This is a genomic window from Labrenzia sp. PHM005, assembly GCF_006517275.1.
Taxonomy (GTDB): domain Bacteria; phylum Pseudomonadota; class Alphaproteobacteria; order Rhizobiales; family Stappiaceae; genus Roseibium.
Window position 1 is genome coordinate 2,029,669 of record NZ_CP041191.1, and the last position, 16,205, is coordinate 2,045,873.

A 16,205-nucleotide genomic window follows, 5' to 3' on the forward strand; every position below is an offset into this window, starting at 1 on the left:
GAAGAGGGGAACCCGCATGCGTGCCTTGCTGACCACTGCCGCTGCTGCGCTGGCCGTATCTGCCACATTTGCTCAAGCAGAAGAAAAAACCGTTTATCTCGCCGCCTATGGCGGATCCACTGAAGCTTTGTTCAAGGATGTCATCATCCCGCGCTGGCAGGAGAAGACTGGCGCCAAAGTCGTTTATGTGTCCGGTAACTCCACTGACACTCTGGCAAAGCTGCGCGCACAAGAAGGTGCACAGGAAATTGACATCGCCTTCATCGATGACGGTCCGATGACCCAAGCCATCAATTTCGGATACTGCGACACAGTCGACCCTGAGACCTTTAGTGGACTTTACGACGCAGCGCGCATGCCGGAAGGCAAGGCTGTGGGTGTCGGTATCGTCGCAACCGGCCTTGCCTACAACAAAGAGATGTTTGAAGAAAAAGGTTGGAATGCGCCAACATCCTGGGCGGATCTTGCCGATCCAAAGTTTAAAGGAATGATCGCTATTCCGCCGATCACCAACGGTTATGGCCTGCTTGCCCTCATCATGGCAGCCAAGCTGAACGGTGGCGGCGAAACGAACATCGAGCCTGGTTTCAAGATGTTTGAAGACAAGATCGGCGATAATGTACTCGTTTATGAGCCGTCTTCCGGCAAGATGTCCGAGCTCTTCCAAAATGGAGAAATCGCGATGTCCGTTTGGGGCAGTGGCCGCTTGAAGTCTCTCGCTGACACCGGTTTTCCGGGGGCGTTTGCCTACCCGGATGAAGGTGCTGTCAATCTCCTGATCGGGGCGTGCCCGGTTGTGGATTCCGATGTGCCGGAACTCGCGCAGGACTTCTTGAAGTTTATGGTTTCAGCGGAAATGCAGCGCTATTTTGCTGTTGAGAAAGGCTGGGGCCCGGTCAACCGGAACACCGAACTTTCCGACGAAGAGATTGGTGCATTGCCGGTCGGTCCTGGACGTGTCGATAAGCTTGTCACAATCGACTACACCGTCGTCAACAAAGAGCGCGGTGCCTGGACCCAGCAGTGGACCCGTCGTATCGAAAACTGATCGGCCTTCCCTTTGGAGACGCGCGCTTGCGCGTCTTCGCACTTTTACCTGAGACGCCTTATGACTTTCCTCACCCTTCAAAATCTCACAAAGTCCTTCGGGGATTTTCGTGCCGTTCGCGACATGACACTATCCATCGAGCGGGGTGAGTTCATATCCCTTCTCGGGCCGTCCGGCTGCGGCAAGACGACGACTCTTCAGATGGTAGCAGGGCTTTTGCCACCGACATCTGGCAGTATTCTATTGGATGGCAAGGACATCACCAAGACACCGCCAAATAAGCGGGGATTGGGCATCGTGTTCCAGAGCTATGCCTTGTTTCCGCATATGACCGCCTTGGAAAATGTTGCCTTTGGCCTGGAAATGCGCGGTGTCGGAAAGGCAGAACGCTTGAAACGGGCGGAAAAGGCACTTGATCAGGTCAAGCTGTCTCATTTCATTCACCGGTATCCGAAACAAATGTCCGGTGGGCAGCGGCAACGGGTCGCTTTGGCCCGGGCGTTGGTCATTGAACCCCCAGTTCTGCTTCTCGATGAGCCGCTTTCCAATCTTGATGCGAAGCTTCGTGAAGAAATGCGGATCGAGCTGCGCCTTCTGCAGCAAGACATCGGTGTCACCACCATTCTCGTCACGCACGACCAGGAAGAAGCCTTGTCGATGTCCGACCGGATCGTTGTGATGCGAGACGGGGAGATGGCGCAGATCGCAGCACCGCTGGATCTTTATGAGCGGCCGACCAACACCTTTGTGTCCGACTTTGTTGGCAAAACCAATCTGATCACCGGCATCGCGTGCGGCGAGGATACGATTACGGTTGATGGTCAGGTGCTGTCTGCGCCTGGTCACGGGCATCCCAAAGGCGATGGCGTCACCTTGTCGATCCGCCCGGAAAAATTCGTTCTGTCAGCCGACGGCGACGGCCATGTGGCCACCATCCGCGCAGCCATCTTCATGGGGTCTAGCTGGCTCTACAGAGTTGACAGTCCGATGGGCGAATTGTTCGTCGCGCAGACCAACACTGGCGCACCGGGCTTTGCCCGCGGTCAATCTGCACGCCTTAGCTGGCCTGCAGACGCCATGACCTTGTTTGCCGAGGCTGCATGATGACGACCTCGCGTTTGACTTCTTATCTAATGACCGGCCCTGGGGTGGTCTTTTTTGCGGCGCTGCTCGGTGTGCCGATGGTGCTGACATTCCTGCTCAGTCTACACGCTTACGATTTCACTGCAGGCGTTCTGCCGGGTTGGACGCTGGCCAATTACGCAGACGTTTTGGGAGATCCTTATTTTCACAAGATCTTCGCCCGAACCTTCGGTCTTGCGCTCTTGGTGACGATCATTTGTGTGTTGATCGGGGCTCCCGAAGCCTACGTTCTGTCCCGGCTGAGTAATCCTTGGCGGTCGATTTTCCTGTTGGTCGTTCTTGGACCTCTGCTGATTTCCGTTGTTGTGCGCACTCTCGGGTGGGCACTGTTTTTCGGCGGCAGCGGTGTGCTGACCATGGTGGCACAGGGCCTCGGGTTTTCAGACAAACCCGTCAGCCTGATGTTCACTTTCACTGGTATGACCATCGCTCTGGTACATGTTCTGGTGCCGTTTATGGTGATCTCCATTTGGGCGGCGTTGCAAAAGATCGATACCCAGAGTGAAGACGCAGCTCTAACACTGGGCGCATCCAAACTGACGGTACTTTGGCGGATCACCTTGCCGCAGGCGATGCCCGGAATCTTGTCAGGAAGCATCATCGTCTTTGCTCTGACAGCGAGTGCCTTTGCGACGCCAGCGATTATCGGCGGGCGCCGGATGAAGGTGGTGGCAACGGCCGCTTACGACGAATATCTCAGCACCCTCAATTGGCCGCTCGGTGCGACAATCGCGGTTCTGCTGCTTCTTGCAAACATCGCGATCATCGTCAGCTACAACAAGCTGATTGAGCGTCGCTTTGCCAAAATCTTCGAATAGGAGCCTGCAATGCAGCGTCTTGGGCCTGTTGCTCTGATTTTTCACGCCGTCTTTGTGGCCTTCATTCTCGCGCCATTGCTGATGGTGATCGCCGTCTCCTTCACCGACAAGGGATACCTGTCCCTGCCGACCGATGGCCTGTCTCTCAGGTGGTTCTATGCGATCCTGGAAAATCCGGATTTCATCACCGCTTTCTGGATGTCCTGCTGGCTGGCGCTTTTATCTGCCTCAATCGCCGTTGCGATTGCTGTTCCGGCTGCGCTTGCAATTGCCCGCCACCGCTTCCCGGGGCGTGATGTCATCGCAGCGTTTTTGCTGTCACCTCTGATGATCCCCCATCTGGTGCTTGGTGTCGCTTTCCTACAGTTCTATTCCAAGATCGGTATGGGCGGCACATTCGCCGGCTTGACCGCGGCCCACGTTATCCTGATCACTCCCTATGCCTTGCGTCTTGCCTTAGCATCGGCGACTGGCCTTCCGCAGGATGCGGAAAATGCAGCGCTCACACTTGGCGCATCCAAGTTGACTGTGTTCCGGCGGGTAACCTTGCCGCTCATATTGCCCGGTGTTGCAGGTGGCTGGCTTCTGTCGTTCATCACCAGTTTCGACGAGCTCACCATGAGCGTCTTCGTCGCATCGCCGGCAACCCAGACACTGCCGGTGCGGATGTATCACCACATCGCGCAAACCATTGATCCGTTGATCGCTTCGGTCTCCACCGTTCTGATTGTTCTGACCTTTGCCGTTATGCTGCTGCTCGACCGGCTCTATGGTCTCGACAAGATTTTCGTCGGAAAGGGGTAACCCATGACCACGCTGATTATTGGAGGCGGTGTGGTCGGGCTTTCCATAGCCTTCGGCCTGCTGCAACAGGGGAAGTCCGTCCTGGTTCTGGATGGCGGCGACGGCGATTTCCGGGCTTCACGCGGAAATTTCGGCCTGGTCTGGATCCAAGGCAAAGGCGTTGACTGCCCGTCCTATTCGACTTGGTCACGGCGGTCCGCCGGTCTCTGGCCAGGATATGCGAACGATTTGAAAGCTGCGTCTGGGATTGATGTATCCTTGAGCCAGAAGGGCGGTGTCGACTATTTCACCGACGAAGAAGAACTCGCAGACAAAGTCTCAGCACTTGAAGGGTTGCGAACGGCGGTTGGCGGCGATTATCCGTTCGAAGTTCTCGACCATACGGGATTGAAAAAGCTTGTACCGCAGATCGGTCCAAAAGTGGTTGGCGGGCTCTATTCGCCGATGGATGGCCACGTCAATCCGCTTCAGTTGCTCAAAGCCCTCACAATTGGCGTCAAGAGTCTCGGCGGTGACATCCGCACTGGGGCACAGGTGGTTGAGATTAAAGCTGCCGATCATGCGTTCACAGCGATTTTAGCAAGCGGAGACCATGTCGAAGGCGGAAGTATAGTCTTGTCCGCAGGCCTAGGTGCGGCCGACCTCGGTGAGAGCCTTGGTTTCAAGGCTCCGGTCCGGCCTCAACAAGGCCAGGTTCTAATCACCGAAAAACTGCCGTTTTTTCTTGAGTATCCGTCCGGCACCCTTCGACAAGTTAATGAAGGTGGCGTCCAGGTTGGCGCTTCGAAGGCAGAGATTGGCCCGGATGACAGGGAAGATCTGGAGACACTCGCCGGGCTGGCCCGACATGCAGTCGAGGTTTTTCCGCATCTTGCGAAAGCGAAGCTCGTCCGGAGCTGGGCGGCCTTGCGGGTCATGTCGCCCGATGGACTGCCGATCTATCAGCGGTCGGCCAAATATGAGGGTGCCAGGTTTGTGACTTGTCACAGCGGCATCACGCTGGCCGCAGCGCACGCGACCCTGTTGCCGGACTGGGTCATGGGCACCAATCAGGCTCCCGATCTTTCAGACTTCAGCGAGGCACGGTTTTGATGTTCGTTTCTTTTGAGCCTGATGCGGCTGAGACCGTGGTGTTTGAATTCGAAGGTCAGAAAATTTCTGCACCGCGCGGGGCCAGCGTTGCAGCAGCTCTTCTTGCATCAGGCAGGCCGAGCCTACGCGCAACCCCGGTTTCCGGAGCTCCACGCGGACCGTTCTGCATGATGGGCGCCTGTTTTGATTGCCTTGTTCAGATAGACGGTGTCACCGTTCAGGCATGCATGACATCGGTCGCAGACGGCCTCGTTGTTCAGCAAGTGCCTCGGACCATGTCAGAGACCCAATCGGATCACATGAATGGGGATGGGGGCTTTGTTGAACATGTCAAATAAGGTCTTCGATATCGCTGTCATAGGTGCCGGTCCTGCTGGCATGTCCGCAGCTTTGGAAGCGGAAAAACATGGCGCATCGGTTGTTCTGCTTGATGAGCAATCGCAGCCTGGTGGTCAGATCTACCGCAATGTTCTCACCGCGACCCGCCGCCAGTTCACGACCCTTGGTTCTGACTATGCTAAAGGCGCTGCGCTTGCTAAGCCGTTTTTAGAATCTGCTGTGATGCATCTTGCCGGGGTGTCCGTCTGGCAAGTTACGCAAGGCGGTCATATTGGCTTCAGCAAGGACGGTAAGGCAGATCAAATCAGGGCCCGGCATATAATTGTTGCAACTGGTGCAACGGAACGGCCGGTGCCGATACCAGGTTGGACGTTGCCAGGTGTATTGACTGCGGGTGCTGCCCAGATCCTTTTGAAATCGGGAGGTTTTGCAGCTCCCTCTGCCGTATTGGTTGGAGCAGGACCCTTGCTTTACCTGGTTGCAGCACAAATGGTCGCAGCCGGTTCTCCGCCAAAGGCGCTGGTCGAAACCCAGACGCAAAAAAATCTTCGGGCCGCTTTGGAACATCTTGGCGGGGCTCTTCGAGGTTGGCGCTATCTGCTGAAAGGCATTGGGCTGATCGCGCAGTTGAAGCGGGCCGGTGTTCAACGATATTCCGCCGCGACGGAGATTGAGATTTCTGGGAGTGACTGTGCCGAAGCTGTGTCTTTCAAAGCAAAGGGCAGGCACCACCGCATAGAAGCGGAAACATTTCTTGTGCATCTCGGTGTCGTTCCAAACACGCAAATCACGCGTTCTTTGCGCCTAGAACACCGGTACGATGATACACAGCGCTGCTTTAAGCCGATAAGCGATGCATACGGTCACACTTCCTCAAATGCCATAAGTATCGCTGGTGATAGCGCTGGTATTGGCGGTGCCGTTGTTGCAGCCCTATCTGGCCGGATTGCTGCGCTGGGCGCGTTACAGAAGTTAGAGATGATTGCCGAGACCACGCGCGACGAAGTGGCGAGGCCTCTTCTATTAAAGCGGGAAAAAGAGCTATCCATCCGGCCGTTCTTGGACACGGCCTATGCGCCGCCGGAAGAGATCTTACGTCCGGCTGATGGCACGATCATTTGCCGGTGTGAGGAAGTAACTGCCGGAGATATCCGGAGGTTTGCTGTGCTGGGTTGTAAAGGGCCGAACCAAGCGAAAGCCTTTGGCCGATCTGGCATGGGGCCGTGTCAGGGCCGGTTTTGCGGCTTGACGGTCACAGAAATCTTGGCCAAGGAAACGGGCCAGAGCCAAGATGAAACCGGCGCGTTTCGGATTCGGACACCTTTGAAACCGGTAACCCTTGGCGAACTGGCGGCTTATGAAGCTGAATGAAATTCCAAAGGATCAAAATGATTGAACGTCTACATACATCCGCCCGCATGAGCAAAATCGTCAAACACAATGGTGTGGCCTATCTGTGCGGACAGGTTGGGATTGCTGGAGACAGTGTCGCGGATCAAACCCGTGAATGTCTCTCCCGGGTCGAGAAACTTTTAGAAGAAGCGGGATCGTCGAAATCACAAACTCTTCAGGCGATTGTCTGGCTTGCGGACATGTCGGACTTTGCTGAGATGAATGAAGTTTGGGATGCCTGGGTGCCGGAAGGTCATGCGCCAGCACGTGCGTGCGGTGAGGCGAAACTGGCCCGGCCGGAACTTAAAGTCGAAATCATTGTGACAGCTGCTGTCTGATTTTCTTGTGTCTTCTGCTGGCTGCTCTATCTTGTCGTTGAGGCCGTTATCGCGGGGATTATCAGGATGGGGCGTCAGCAGATGTATCGGATAAGTAATCAATTGTTGTCGGCTAACCTGACAAGGATTGCCGGTTTTATTGTCGCCTATGGGTTGGTTGGTGGCACTGTTGCTGTTGCGCAGCAGGAGGTCGTTGTCGAAGGTGTTCCGGTTACGATCACCGAGCAGTCGATCAAATGCGATATCGACCCGGCTGACATTCCCAAAGATATCAGCACCAAAAGGCTTGTCGATTGCAACTCGGCCGAGGTGGTTGAAATTGATTTGCCAGATGAAAACATCAGCGCAATCAAGTTTACGATTTCACCGGACGACAAGAAAATTTCGTCCGGCGTCCGGGCGGAATTGCGGGATATGCATGTCGCCAAAAACGGGGATGAGACCTGGTACCGGTTTTCAACTCTTCTCCCAAGCGACTTTCCCGTTGAGGCAAAGCACCGTCTGGTGACGGCTCAATGGCATGAAAGGATGCGGGAAGGGCATGACAGCCTGCGGCCGCCGTTGTCACACCGGTTGTGGGACGGCCGATTTGTGGTGACCTTGTGGAACGATGCCCGCATCAAGGAACTGGGGACCAAAAAGGGGGACGGAGAGATCGTCTACTCACTCCCTGAATTGGAGCGCGAAGTCTTCCACGAATATGCCTACAAAATTGTCTGGTCCCCGGAAGCGGACGGTGAATTGGTCGGGTGGAAACGGCAATGCCGGCCGTTGGACGTCGCTTGTACCGAAGGTGTTTGGGAGGAGATTATTCGTTATTCAGGTTCGACGGGGTATTCCGATGAAGAAGTGGACGGCTATTACTTCAAAATCGGCCTTTACACTGTCACCGATTTCGATGTTCCCTTCACCGCCTATCATAAGGGATATGGGAGTGGGTCCTCGGCTGAGGCCATCGGACTGACAGATCCGATATTTCAGTGATCCTGGCATTGAGTTTAAGTGAGACGCCAATTCTGCGGCGCCTTTCCACTCAGTGCGCTGCCGGTTCGCCTCCAAGTGCGGTTGTCAAATTGCCGGCCGCTGTCATGACCGACGTGGCGAGGCTGGAAATCTTGTCGACGGAAACCCGGCTTGTTGGACCCGAGACAGAGATGCCGGCGACGATTTCGCCGTAGTGATTGAACACTGGTGCTGCAATACAGCGCATACCGAGGTTTTTTTCCTCGCCGTCAATAGAATAGCCGCGCGCCTTTGCCTGAACCAAATCTTCTTTCAATTGATCTGCTTCGCACAGTGTGTGTTCTGTAAACCGCTGCCGGTCTGCGCTGACAATTAGCCGATCGCATTGCTCTTGATCCATAAAAGCAAGAAGAGCTTTGCCGATGCCGGATGCATGTAGGGGAGACAGGGAGCCTGGCGGAAAAAAGGCGCGAATATTCGCGTGGGTTTCCACCTGGCTGACAAACAGGACCTGATCACTTTTTTGGATGCCGAGATTTGCTGTTTCTCCTGTTTCTTCCATAAGGGCTCGCAGAACCGGGCGGGCACGTTCAACCAGGCTGGTCCGCCTTAAAAAACGGGCGCCGACAATAAAAGCGGCCGGACCGATTTGCCATAGCTGCTGAGCCTGATCGAATTCCACCAGCCCGCGTGTCTCCAACGTGAACAGGATTCGGTAAAGAGTGGCCGTCGATTCTCCCATCTGTTCGGAGAGGGCAGACAAGGACACACCGGACTGGGTACTCAAGTGCTCAAAAACCGCCATCGCCCGATCAAGCGATTTGATGGTGTTCTGGCTTGTTTTATCATCCCAGGCTCTTGGGCGGCCACGGGCCTTGCGCTCAGAGTTTTTTTCGATACCACGCTCTGCCATGAGACAGTCTCTTCAAATTGTGAAAAATTAATTCATCATATGAAAAACTTATCTCTTTGACAAGATTGATATATTTGGTACATACTATTTTTAAAAAAGTTTTTTAAAAAAATTGCGGGCTCTTACATCTCTCCGGTACCGTCAGGTCAAAACCGTGAGAGGAAACGGCCATGAGCTTTCAAAACCCTGTTTTTATTCCAGGCCCGACCAATATGCCCGAGGCGCTTCGTAAGGCCTGCGATATGCCAACCCTGGACCACCGCTCTCCCTTGTTCGGAGAAATCCTTCAGCCTGCGCTGGCGGGTGTAAAAAAGATCCTGAAAACGGAGTTGGCGGAGGTCTTCATCTTCCCGTCGACCGGTACCGGCGGCTGGGAAACGGTCATCACCAACACCTTGAGTCCTGGCGACAAGATCCTGGCTGCGCGCAACGGCATGTTCTCCCACCGCTGGATCGATCTGTGTCAGCGCCACGGTCTGGAAGTTGAAATTGTCGAGGCGCCTTGGGGCACTGGCCTGCCGGCTGACAAATACGAAGAGATCCTGGCTGCCGACAAATACCACGAGATCAAGGCTGTTCTGGCGACGCACAACGAGACGGCGACCGGCGTTAAATCCGACATTGCTGCTGTCCGCCGGGCGCTCAACAATGCCAAACACCCAGCGCTTTTGTATGTCGATGGTGTCAGCTCGATTGCTTCCATGGACTTCCGGATGGATGAGTGGGGCGTCGATGCGGCTGTCACCGGTTCGCAGAAAGGCTTCATGCTGCCCGCCGGTCTCGCAATTGTTGGCCTCTCGCCAAAAGCCCAAGCCGCTGTTGAGAAAGCAAAGCTGCCCCGGACCTTCTTTGATATCCGCGACATGCGAAAATCCTATGCGGTTAATGCGTATCCTTATACGCCTGCCGTCGGCCTTTTGAATGGCTTGAAGCAGAGTTGTGACATGCTGCTCGACGAGGGCCTCGACAACGTTTTTGCCCGTCACCACCGGATTGCTGAAGGCGTTCGCGCGGCTGTCCGCGCTTGGGGTCTGCAGCTTTGCGCCGGTTCGCGGGATGTCTATTCCGACACTGTCAGCGCCATCCGCACTCCCGAAGGCTTCAACGCCACCGACATCGTTACCCATGCAGCCGGGAAATACGGTGTCGCGTTTGGCGTTGGCCTTGGGGAGGTTGCGGGCAAGGTGTTCCGGATCGGCCACCTTGGCAGTCTGACCGACGTTATGACCCTGTCCGGCCTGGCAACAGCTGAGATGGTTATGGCGGACCTCGGACTTTCCATCAAACTCGGCTCCGGCGTTGCCGCAGCACAAGATTACTACCGGACTGAGGAAGTTGTTTCCTCAAAGGAGGCCGCGTGAAAACCGACGCCCTAAACACCTATATTCCAACGCTGGAAGACATGTTGGTCGCTCATGAGCGGATCAAACCGCATGTTCACCGCACTCCCGTTCTGACGTCGTCCTTCTTGAATGATCTGACCGGCGTTGAACTGTTCTTCAAATGCGAGAATTTTCAAAAAGCCGGTGCCTTCAAGGTTCGTGGTGCGTCCAACGCCGTCTTTGGTCTTGATGAGGACACCGCAAAAGCGGGTGTTGCCACGCACAGCTCAGGCAACCATGCTCTGAGTTTGTCCTATGCGGCTGGCCGCCGCGGCATTCCATGTCATGTGGTCATGCCGCGCACGGCGCCGCAGGCCAAGAAAGACGCCGTGCGCGGATATGGCGGCATCATCACAGAGTGCGAACCGTCGACCTCCAGCCGCGAAGCGGTCTTTGCCGAAGTTGAAAAGAAAACCGGTGCGGAATTCGTTCACCCCTACAACGATCACCGGGTGATCGCTGGGCAGGGCACGTGTTCCAAGGAGTTGATGGAACAGACCGACGGCCTGGATGCTGTGATTGCGCCGATAGGCGGCGGCGGCATGGTATCGGGCACCTGCCTGACGCTGTCCAACCTGGCGCCGGAAGTGAAAATCTACGCAGCGGAACCGGAACAGGCGGATGATGCAGCTCGCAGTTTCCGCGCTGGCCACATCATTGCCGATGATGCGCCAAATACGGTGGCGGATGGCTTGAAAGTTCCGCTCAAGGATCTGACCTGGCACTTCGTGTCCAATCACGTCACGGATATTCTGACTGCTTCGGAACAGGAAATCATTGATGCGATGCGTCTGATCTGGGCGCGGATGAAGATCGTCATGGAACCGTCTTCCGCAGTCCCGTTGGCCACCATTTTAAAGAACAAAGACGTTTTCGCAGGTAAGCGCGTTGGGGTGATTATCACCGGCGGCAACGTTGATTTGAACAAACTTCCCTGGACCGTTTAAGTCCCTTTCGGAGATAACTCTTATGAACGCACACACTGGATTTGAAAAACTCGAAGTCGGTTACGATGTTCCGGCCCTCCCGGGCATGGATGCTGCTGACATTCAAACACCGTGCCTGGTGCTCGATCTTGACGCGCTGGAGCGCAACATCAAAAAAATGGGCGATTACGCCAAGGCCCATGGCATGCGCCACCGGGTTCACGGCAAGATGCACAAGTCCGTTGACGTTGCCAAATTGCAGGAACGTTTGGGCGGTGCGGTTGGCGTTTGCTGCCAAAAGGTCAGTGAAGCGGAAGTCTTTGCCCGCGGCGGCATCAAGGACGTTCTGGTATCCAACCAGGTGCGCGACCCGGCCAAGATCAAACGCCTAGCCCAGCTGCCTAAGCTCGGCGCCCGTACCATTGTCTGTGTCGATGACATCGACAATGTTGCCGAATTGTCTGCTGCTGCAACTGAAGCGGGCACGACGCTGGAAATCTTCATCGAGATCGACTGCGGCGCAGGCCGCTGCGGTGTCACGAAAACGGAAGATGTTGTTGCCATCGCGAAGGCCGTTGACGCTGCCTCGAACCTGAAGTTCACCGGCATTCAGGCTTATCAGGGCGCCATGCAGCACCTCGATACATATGAAGCGCGCAAAGAAAAACTCGATATCGCAATCGCGATGGTCAAGGACGCGGTTGAAGGCTTGAAGGCCGAAGGACTGGAGCCTGAGCTGGTCTCTGGCGGCGGCACGGGGTCTTACTATTTTGAATCCAACTCTGGCGTTTATAACGAGCTGCAGTGCGGGTCCTATGCGTTCATGGATGCTGACTATGGCCGGATCCTCGATAAGGACGGCAAGCGGATCGACCAGGGAGAGTGGGAAAACGCGTTTTTCATCCTGACCCAAGTGATGAGCCACGCAAAAGCGGACAAGGCGATCTGTGATGCCGGTTTGAAAGCCCAGTCCGTCGATAGCGGTCTGCCGTTCATCTATGGCCGCGACGATGTTGAATACGTCAAATGCTCTGATGAGCATGGCGTCATCGCCGACCCGCAAGGCGTTCTGAAAGTTGGTGAGAAGCTGAAGCTGGTTCCGGGGCACTGTGATCCGACCGCCAACGTTCACGACTGGTACGTCGGCGTGCGCGGCGGCAAAGTAGAGACAGTCTGGCCGGTGTCTGCCCGCGGCAAGGCTTACTGATCCACTGTCTAAACCGTTTTCAGGCTAGGCTCGGAAGGGCTTAGCCTTTTTTTCTGGAGAACCAAATGATCATCGTTCCTGAAAAGGAAATTGCTGGGCTACTCGGCCGCGCAGAAGCCTTTGATGCGGTTGAGAGCGTCTTTGCCGCCATGTCGAGCGGGGCCGCCTATAATTTCCCGGTCATTCGCGAAGCCATCGGGCATGCCGATGCGCTCTATGGCTTTAAATCCGGTTTTGACCGCTCATCCCTGGCGCTGGGCCTGAAATCCGGCGGGTATTGGCCGGGCAATGCCGACAAGGGCCTAACCAACCACCAATCAACGGTGTTTTTGTTTGATGCGGACACCGGCAAGGCCAAAGCAGTAGTTGGCGGCAATCTGCTGACGGCTCTGCGCACGGCGGCCGCCTCTGCGGTCTCCATCAAACACCTGGCCCGCAAGGACGCCAACGTTCTGGGCATGATCGGTGCTGGTCATCAATCCGCGTTTCAGATGCGGGCCGCTGTTGAACAGCGCTCCTTTGAAAAGGTGATTGGCTGGAACCTGCATCCGGAAATGCTGTCCCGTCTTGAAGAGACCGCATCTGAGCTTGGTTTGCCGTTCGAAGCTGTGGAACTGGATCAATTGGGTGCGGATGCAGATGTGATCATTTCCATCACGTCGAGCTTTGACCCGATTCTCAAAGCTGCTCAGGTGACCCCGGGAACGCATATTGCCTGCATGGGCACCGACACCAAAGGCAAGCAGGAAGTCGAAGCGGAGCTGGTTGCCAAGGCCACCGTGTTCACCGATGAGGTTGCCCAGTCCTCCACCATCGGCGAATGCCAGCATGCTATTGCAAGCGGGCTGATATCCGAAAGCGATATCAACGAAATCGGGGCGGTCATTAACGGCACACATGCCGGGCGGACTTTGGACGATGAAATCACGCTGTTCGACGGCACCGGCGTTGGTCTTCAGGACTTGGCCGTTGCTTCAGCGGTTGTCGACCTTGCAGTCGAAAAAGGCGTCGCGATCAACGTCGATTTCTAACAGCATTCTGCCAAAGCAATATCCAAGAACCTTGCCTAGGGCCGGCGGAAACGCTGGCCCTCTTTTTTGTTTTTCACAGGCACTTTTTCAGCTTTTCGACTACCGCGCAGGAAACAGACCAATCATGGGGTTGCTGCCCCTGAAATCGATCCGGACCCTATTGATCAGGATAGTATGGTGCTGTTTGTAGGTCCCGGCTCGGAGCCGGGACGGCAATAAAGAGTTCTTCGGTCCTCAAACAAAAAAACAGCGCAACCCGCCGCTTTTATGCGTCTTTTACGCTCGTGCGCTGTTTTAATGAACTGGTGTTTGACGCTTTTGCTGTGCCGCCCCGGACTTGATCCGGGGCCGATGTCAACGATCTGTGCTAATGCGGTTCAGCTGGGGGTTTAGCCGGTTTCTCTGAAATGTTGAGTGCCCAAAAGAAAAGGGCCGCTGCAGCGGCCCCAATCGATTTCGTAGATGTCAAACCGTCGGATTATTCCGCTGGCAATGATCCCTTGCCATGGCCGGCCATGCCACCGGAGACTTCTTCCGTCGCTTCTTCGGATAGTTCATCCGGAAGGATCAGGTTCAGAATGATGGCGATCGCAGCAGCCGGCAGAAGCCCGGTCGTCAGCAGGATCCGGGCTGTATCCGGCATATGCTGCAGTGCGCCTGGATCCAGTTTAAGGCCCAGTCCGATTGTCAGGGAAATCGCGAAGATCACCATGTTACGGCGGTTCCAGTTTACATCTGAGAGCATTGACACGCCCGCGGCGACAACCATTCCGAACATGACGATGACACCGCCGCCAAGAACCTCAATCGGGACGGTGCGGATCAAGCCGCCGACCTTGGGAACAAGGCCGCAGATGATCAGGAAGATGGCCCCGCAAGTCACCACATGCCGGCTCATGACGCCGGTCATGGCGATCAAGCCGACGTTCTGGCTGAAGGAGGTGTTCGGAAACGCGCCGAACAGACCTGCTACCGTACTACCCAGACCGTCAGCGTAGGTCGCACCGGAAATCTCCTCATCCGTTGCGTCGCGGCCTGCGCCGCCTTTTGTAATCCCGGTTACGTCGCCCACGGTTTCGATCGCCGAGACAAAGCCCATGAGACAGAAGCCGATGACCGCAGCTGCAGAGATTTCAAATCCGTACTTGAACGGCTGCGGCAGGGCAAATGCGCTGGCGTTGGACCAGGACGAGGCAATGGTGTCGAAAGTCAGCATCCCGGTCATCAGGGCATAGATGTAACCGGCAATCAGGCCCAGCAGGACTGCAGAGACTGACAGCATGCCTCTGGCATAGAACTTCAGCCCAAGTGTGACGAAGATGACGACCAGCGCTGCCGACCAGTTGAGCAAAGAGCCGTATTCCGGTGTGCCAATAGCAGGGACGCCACCCGCGGAATACTGGATGCCGACTTTGACCAGCGACAGACCGATCATTGTAACGACCAATCCGGTGACAAGCGGCGGCAGGGCAAAGCGGATCTTGCCGATAAATAGACCCAATAGTGCATGGAACATGCCGCCGATGATAACCCCGCCAAAGACTGCGGCGAGCCCGTCAACGCCTTTGCCGGCGACAAGCGGAATCATGATTGGCAGGAACGCAAAGGACGTGCCCTGAACAATCGGCAGCCCAGCGCCGACCGGGCCGAGCGTGATGGTTTGAAGCAGTGTCGCCACACCGGCAAACAGCATCGACATCTGGATCAGGTAAAGAAGTTCCGGGAAGTCAGGTGAATTCGATCCGAAACCAAAACCGGCGGCGCCCGCCACAATTATTGCGGGTGTTACGTTAGATACGAACATGGCCAGGACATGTTGAATTCCAAGTGGAATCGCCTTGGTTAAGGGTGGCGTATAATTGGGATCGCGCAGCTGCTCTGGCGTTCCAATAGATGCGTTGCTCATATTCACTCCTCTGAGGGTCAAGTGACCGTCCTTGCCTCGTTTGATGGGCAATGATCGGCCTGATGTGGCGGGCTTACCTGGTTTGGCTGAGCTGCCACATGATTGAATCCCGGCGCTCCCGGAGCCGGAAATCGGGATTTATTGGGCTTGGTGCCTTAACCCCGGAACTTGCCAGAAACGGTTGTTTCTCTGCGATGGCTGGTCCGGTTTTTTTTGTTCGTGGTGATGGGGATGTTGTTTTGTCAGCGTGAAGACTGAAGGCAGCCATGCTGACGTGGCCAGTTGCTCTGTAATAGGCAGCTGGGACCTGAAGTCTCAGTCCGGAATTTGTCTCCGGGATTTCAGGCATTTTATTGATCCGTCTAACAATTGCTGTCAGCTTTTCTTATAAAGCAAAATAATCTACGTATTTTCCGGTAATTTCTGAAAGTGCTTTCGGATAACCGCAGGTGTCTTTCAAAGCACGCGGGCCGCATTATTTGCAAAACGGATTTTTCAGGAGCGCCAGATGGCTGGATACCTTACGACCCATGTTCTCGACACCGCCCAGGGCTGCCCGGGCAAGGGCATCAAAATCGACCTTTATAAGATCACTGCAGCAGAACGGGTTTTTATCCGCAGTCTGGTGACCAATGATGATGGGCGAACGGACAGTCATATCCTTCCGGCAGACGAGTTCAAGACCGGTACCTATGAACTCGAATTCCATGTTGGCGCCTATTTTGATGCTGCTGGTATTGATCTGCCGGAGCCGAAGTTTTTGGACGTAGTGCCGCTGCGTTTTGGCATGTCGGAAGAGGCGCACTATCATGTGCCGCTGTTGGTTTCGCCGTTCAGTTACTCGACCTACCGCGGCAGCTGAGCGGTACTTGGGCTCTGACCGACTGATTGGTCAGAGCCGTG

At 55.4% G+C, this 16,205-nt stretch carries 16 protein-coding genes; 14 read left to right on the plus strand and 2 right to left on the minus strand.

Going from position 1 to position 16,205, the window contains the following annotated elements; genetic code table 11:
- Positions 1-16: 16 nt before the first annotated feature.
- The 9 genes from FJ695_RS09220 (at position 17) to FJ695_RS09260 (ending at position 7,958) form a co-directional block, all read left to right on the plus strand.
- The gene (locus tag FJ695_RS09220) at positions 17-1,048 is read left to right on the plus strand and encodes an ABC transporter substrate-binding protein (RefSeq protein WP_141185165.1); all 1,032 of its coding nucleotides are present in this window, start codon (positions 17-19) and stop codon (positions 1,046-1,048) included.
- A gap of 60 nt (positions 1,049-1,108) precedes the next feature.
- The gene (locus tag FJ695_RS09225) at positions 1,109-2,152 is read left to right on the plus strand and encodes an ABC transporter ATP-binding protein (protein WP_141185166.1); all 1,044 of its coding nucleotides are present in this window, start codon (positions 1,109-1,111) and stop codon (positions 2,150-2,152) included.
- Positions 2,149-3,009 carry an ABC transporter permease gene (locus FJ695_RS09230; RefSeq protein WP_247653811.1) on the plus strand — a complete coding sequence of 287 codons (861 nt, stop codon included), beginning with the start codon at positions 2,149-2,151 and terminating at the stop codon, positions 3,007-3,009. Before FJ695_RS09225 ends, FJ695_RS09230 begins: the two co-directional genes overlap by 4 nt.
- A gap of 9 nt (positions 3,010-3,018) precedes the next feature.
- The gene (locus FJ695_RS09235; RefSeq protein ID WP_141185167.1) at positions 3,019-3,813 is read left to right on the plus strand and encodes an ABC transporter permease; all 795 of its coding nucleotides are present in this window, start codon (positions 3,019-3,021) and stop codon (positions 3,811-3,813) included.
- Positions 3,814-3,816: 3 nt separating this feature from the next.
- Positions 3,817-4,905, plus strand: a complete 1,089-nt coding sequence (locus FJ695_RS09240; protein WP_141185168.1) for an FAD-binding oxidoreductase — start codon at positions 3,817-3,819, stop codon at positions 4,903-4,905.
- Positions 4,905-5,243: a (2Fe-2S)-binding protein gene (locus tag FJ695_RS09245; protein WP_141185169.1), complete on the plus strand. Its 339-nt coding sequence runs from the start codon at positions 4,905-4,907 to the stop codon at positions 5,241-5,243. Before FJ695_RS09240 ends, FJ695_RS09245 begins: the two co-directional genes overlap by 1 nt.
- Complete coding sequence (locus tag FJ695_RS09250; protein ID WP_141185170.1) at positions 5,233-6,615, plus strand: FAD/NAD(P)-binding oxidoreductase; 1,383 nt, start codon at positions 5,233-5,235, stop codon at positions 6,613-6,615. The genes FJ695_RS09245 and FJ695_RS09250 overlap by 11 nt, the downstream gene beginning before the upstream one ends.
- 17 nt (positions 6,616-6,632) lie before the next feature.
- The gene (locus FJ695_RS09255) at positions 6,633-6,974 is read left to right on the plus strand and encodes a RidA family protein (RefSeq protein WP_141185171.1); all 342 of its coding nucleotides are present in this window, start codon (positions 6,633-6,635) and stop codon (positions 6,972-6,974) included.
- Positions 6,975-7,055: 81 nt separating this feature from the next.
- Positions 7,056-7,958, plus strand: a complete 903-nt coding sequence (locus tag FJ695_RS09260; protein ID WP_168206305.1) for a heparin lyase I family protein — start codon at positions 7,056-7,058, stop codon at positions 7,956-7,958.
- Between the two features lie 49 nt (positions 7,959-8,007).
- On the opposite strand, the gene bhcR is transcribed toward FJ695_RS09260, so the two are convergent.
- On the minus strand, positions 8,008-8,850 hold the full coding sequence (bhcR, locus tag FJ695_RS09265; RefSeq protein WP_141185173.1) for an HTH-type transcriptional regulator BhcR: 843 nt from the start codon (positions 8,848-8,850) through the stop codon (positions 8,008-8,010).
- A 170-nt stretch (positions 8,851-9,020) separates the two neighbouring features.
- Here bhcR and bhcA point away from each other — a divergent pair, with 170 nt between their 5' ends.
- The 4 genes from bhcA (at position 9,021) to bhcD (ending at position 13,396) form a co-directional block, all read left to right on the plus strand.
- The gene (gene bhcA / locus FJ695_RS09270) at positions 9,021-10,211 is read left to right on the plus strand and encodes an L-aspartate--glyoxylate aminotransferase BhcA (RefSeq protein ID WP_141185174.1); all 1,191 of its coding nucleotides are present in this window, start codon (positions 9,021-9,023) and stop codon (positions 10,209-10,211) included.
- Positions 10,208-11,179: a beta-hydroxyaspartate dehydratase BhcB gene (gene bhcB / locus FJ695_RS09275; protein WP_371708981.1), complete on the plus strand. Its 972-nt coding sequence runs from the start codon at positions 10,208-10,210 to the stop codon at positions 11,177-11,179. Before bhcA ends, bhcB begins: the two co-directional genes overlap by 4 nt.
- 22 nt (positions 11,180-11,201) lie before the next feature.
- Entirely contained in the window at positions 11,202-12,365 is a 1,164-nt protein-coding gene (bhcC, locus tag FJ695_RS09280) for a 3-hydroxy-D-aspartate aldolase BhcC (protein WP_141185175.1), read from the plus strand.
- 65 nt (positions 12,366-12,430) lie between these two features.
- Positions 12,431-13,396 carry an iminosuccinate reductase BhcD gene (bhcD, locus tag FJ695_RS09285; RefSeq protein ID WP_141185176.1) on the plus strand — a complete coding sequence of 322 codons (966 nt, stop codon included), beginning with the start codon at positions 12,431-12,433 and terminating at the stop codon, positions 13,394-13,396.
- A 478-nt stretch (positions 13,397-13,874) separates the two neighbouring features.
- Here bhcD and FJ695_RS09290 read toward each other — a convergent pair whose 3' ends face one another.
- Entirely contained in the window at positions 13,875-15,302 is a 1,428-nt protein-coding gene (locus FJ695_RS09290; RefSeq protein WP_141185177.1) for a uracil-xanthine permease family protein, read from the minus strand.
- A 508-nt stretch (positions 15,303-15,810) separates the two neighbouring features.
- Between FJ695_RS09290 and uraH the strand changes: the two genes are divergently transcribed.
- Positions 15,811-16,164 carry a hydroxyisourate hydrolase gene (gene uraH / locus FJ695_RS09295; protein WP_141185178.1) on the plus strand — a complete coding sequence of 118 codons (354 nt, stop codon included), beginning with the start codon at positions 15,811-15,813 and terminating at the stop codon, positions 16,162-16,164.
- Positions 16,165-16,205: the final 41 nt, after the last annotated feature.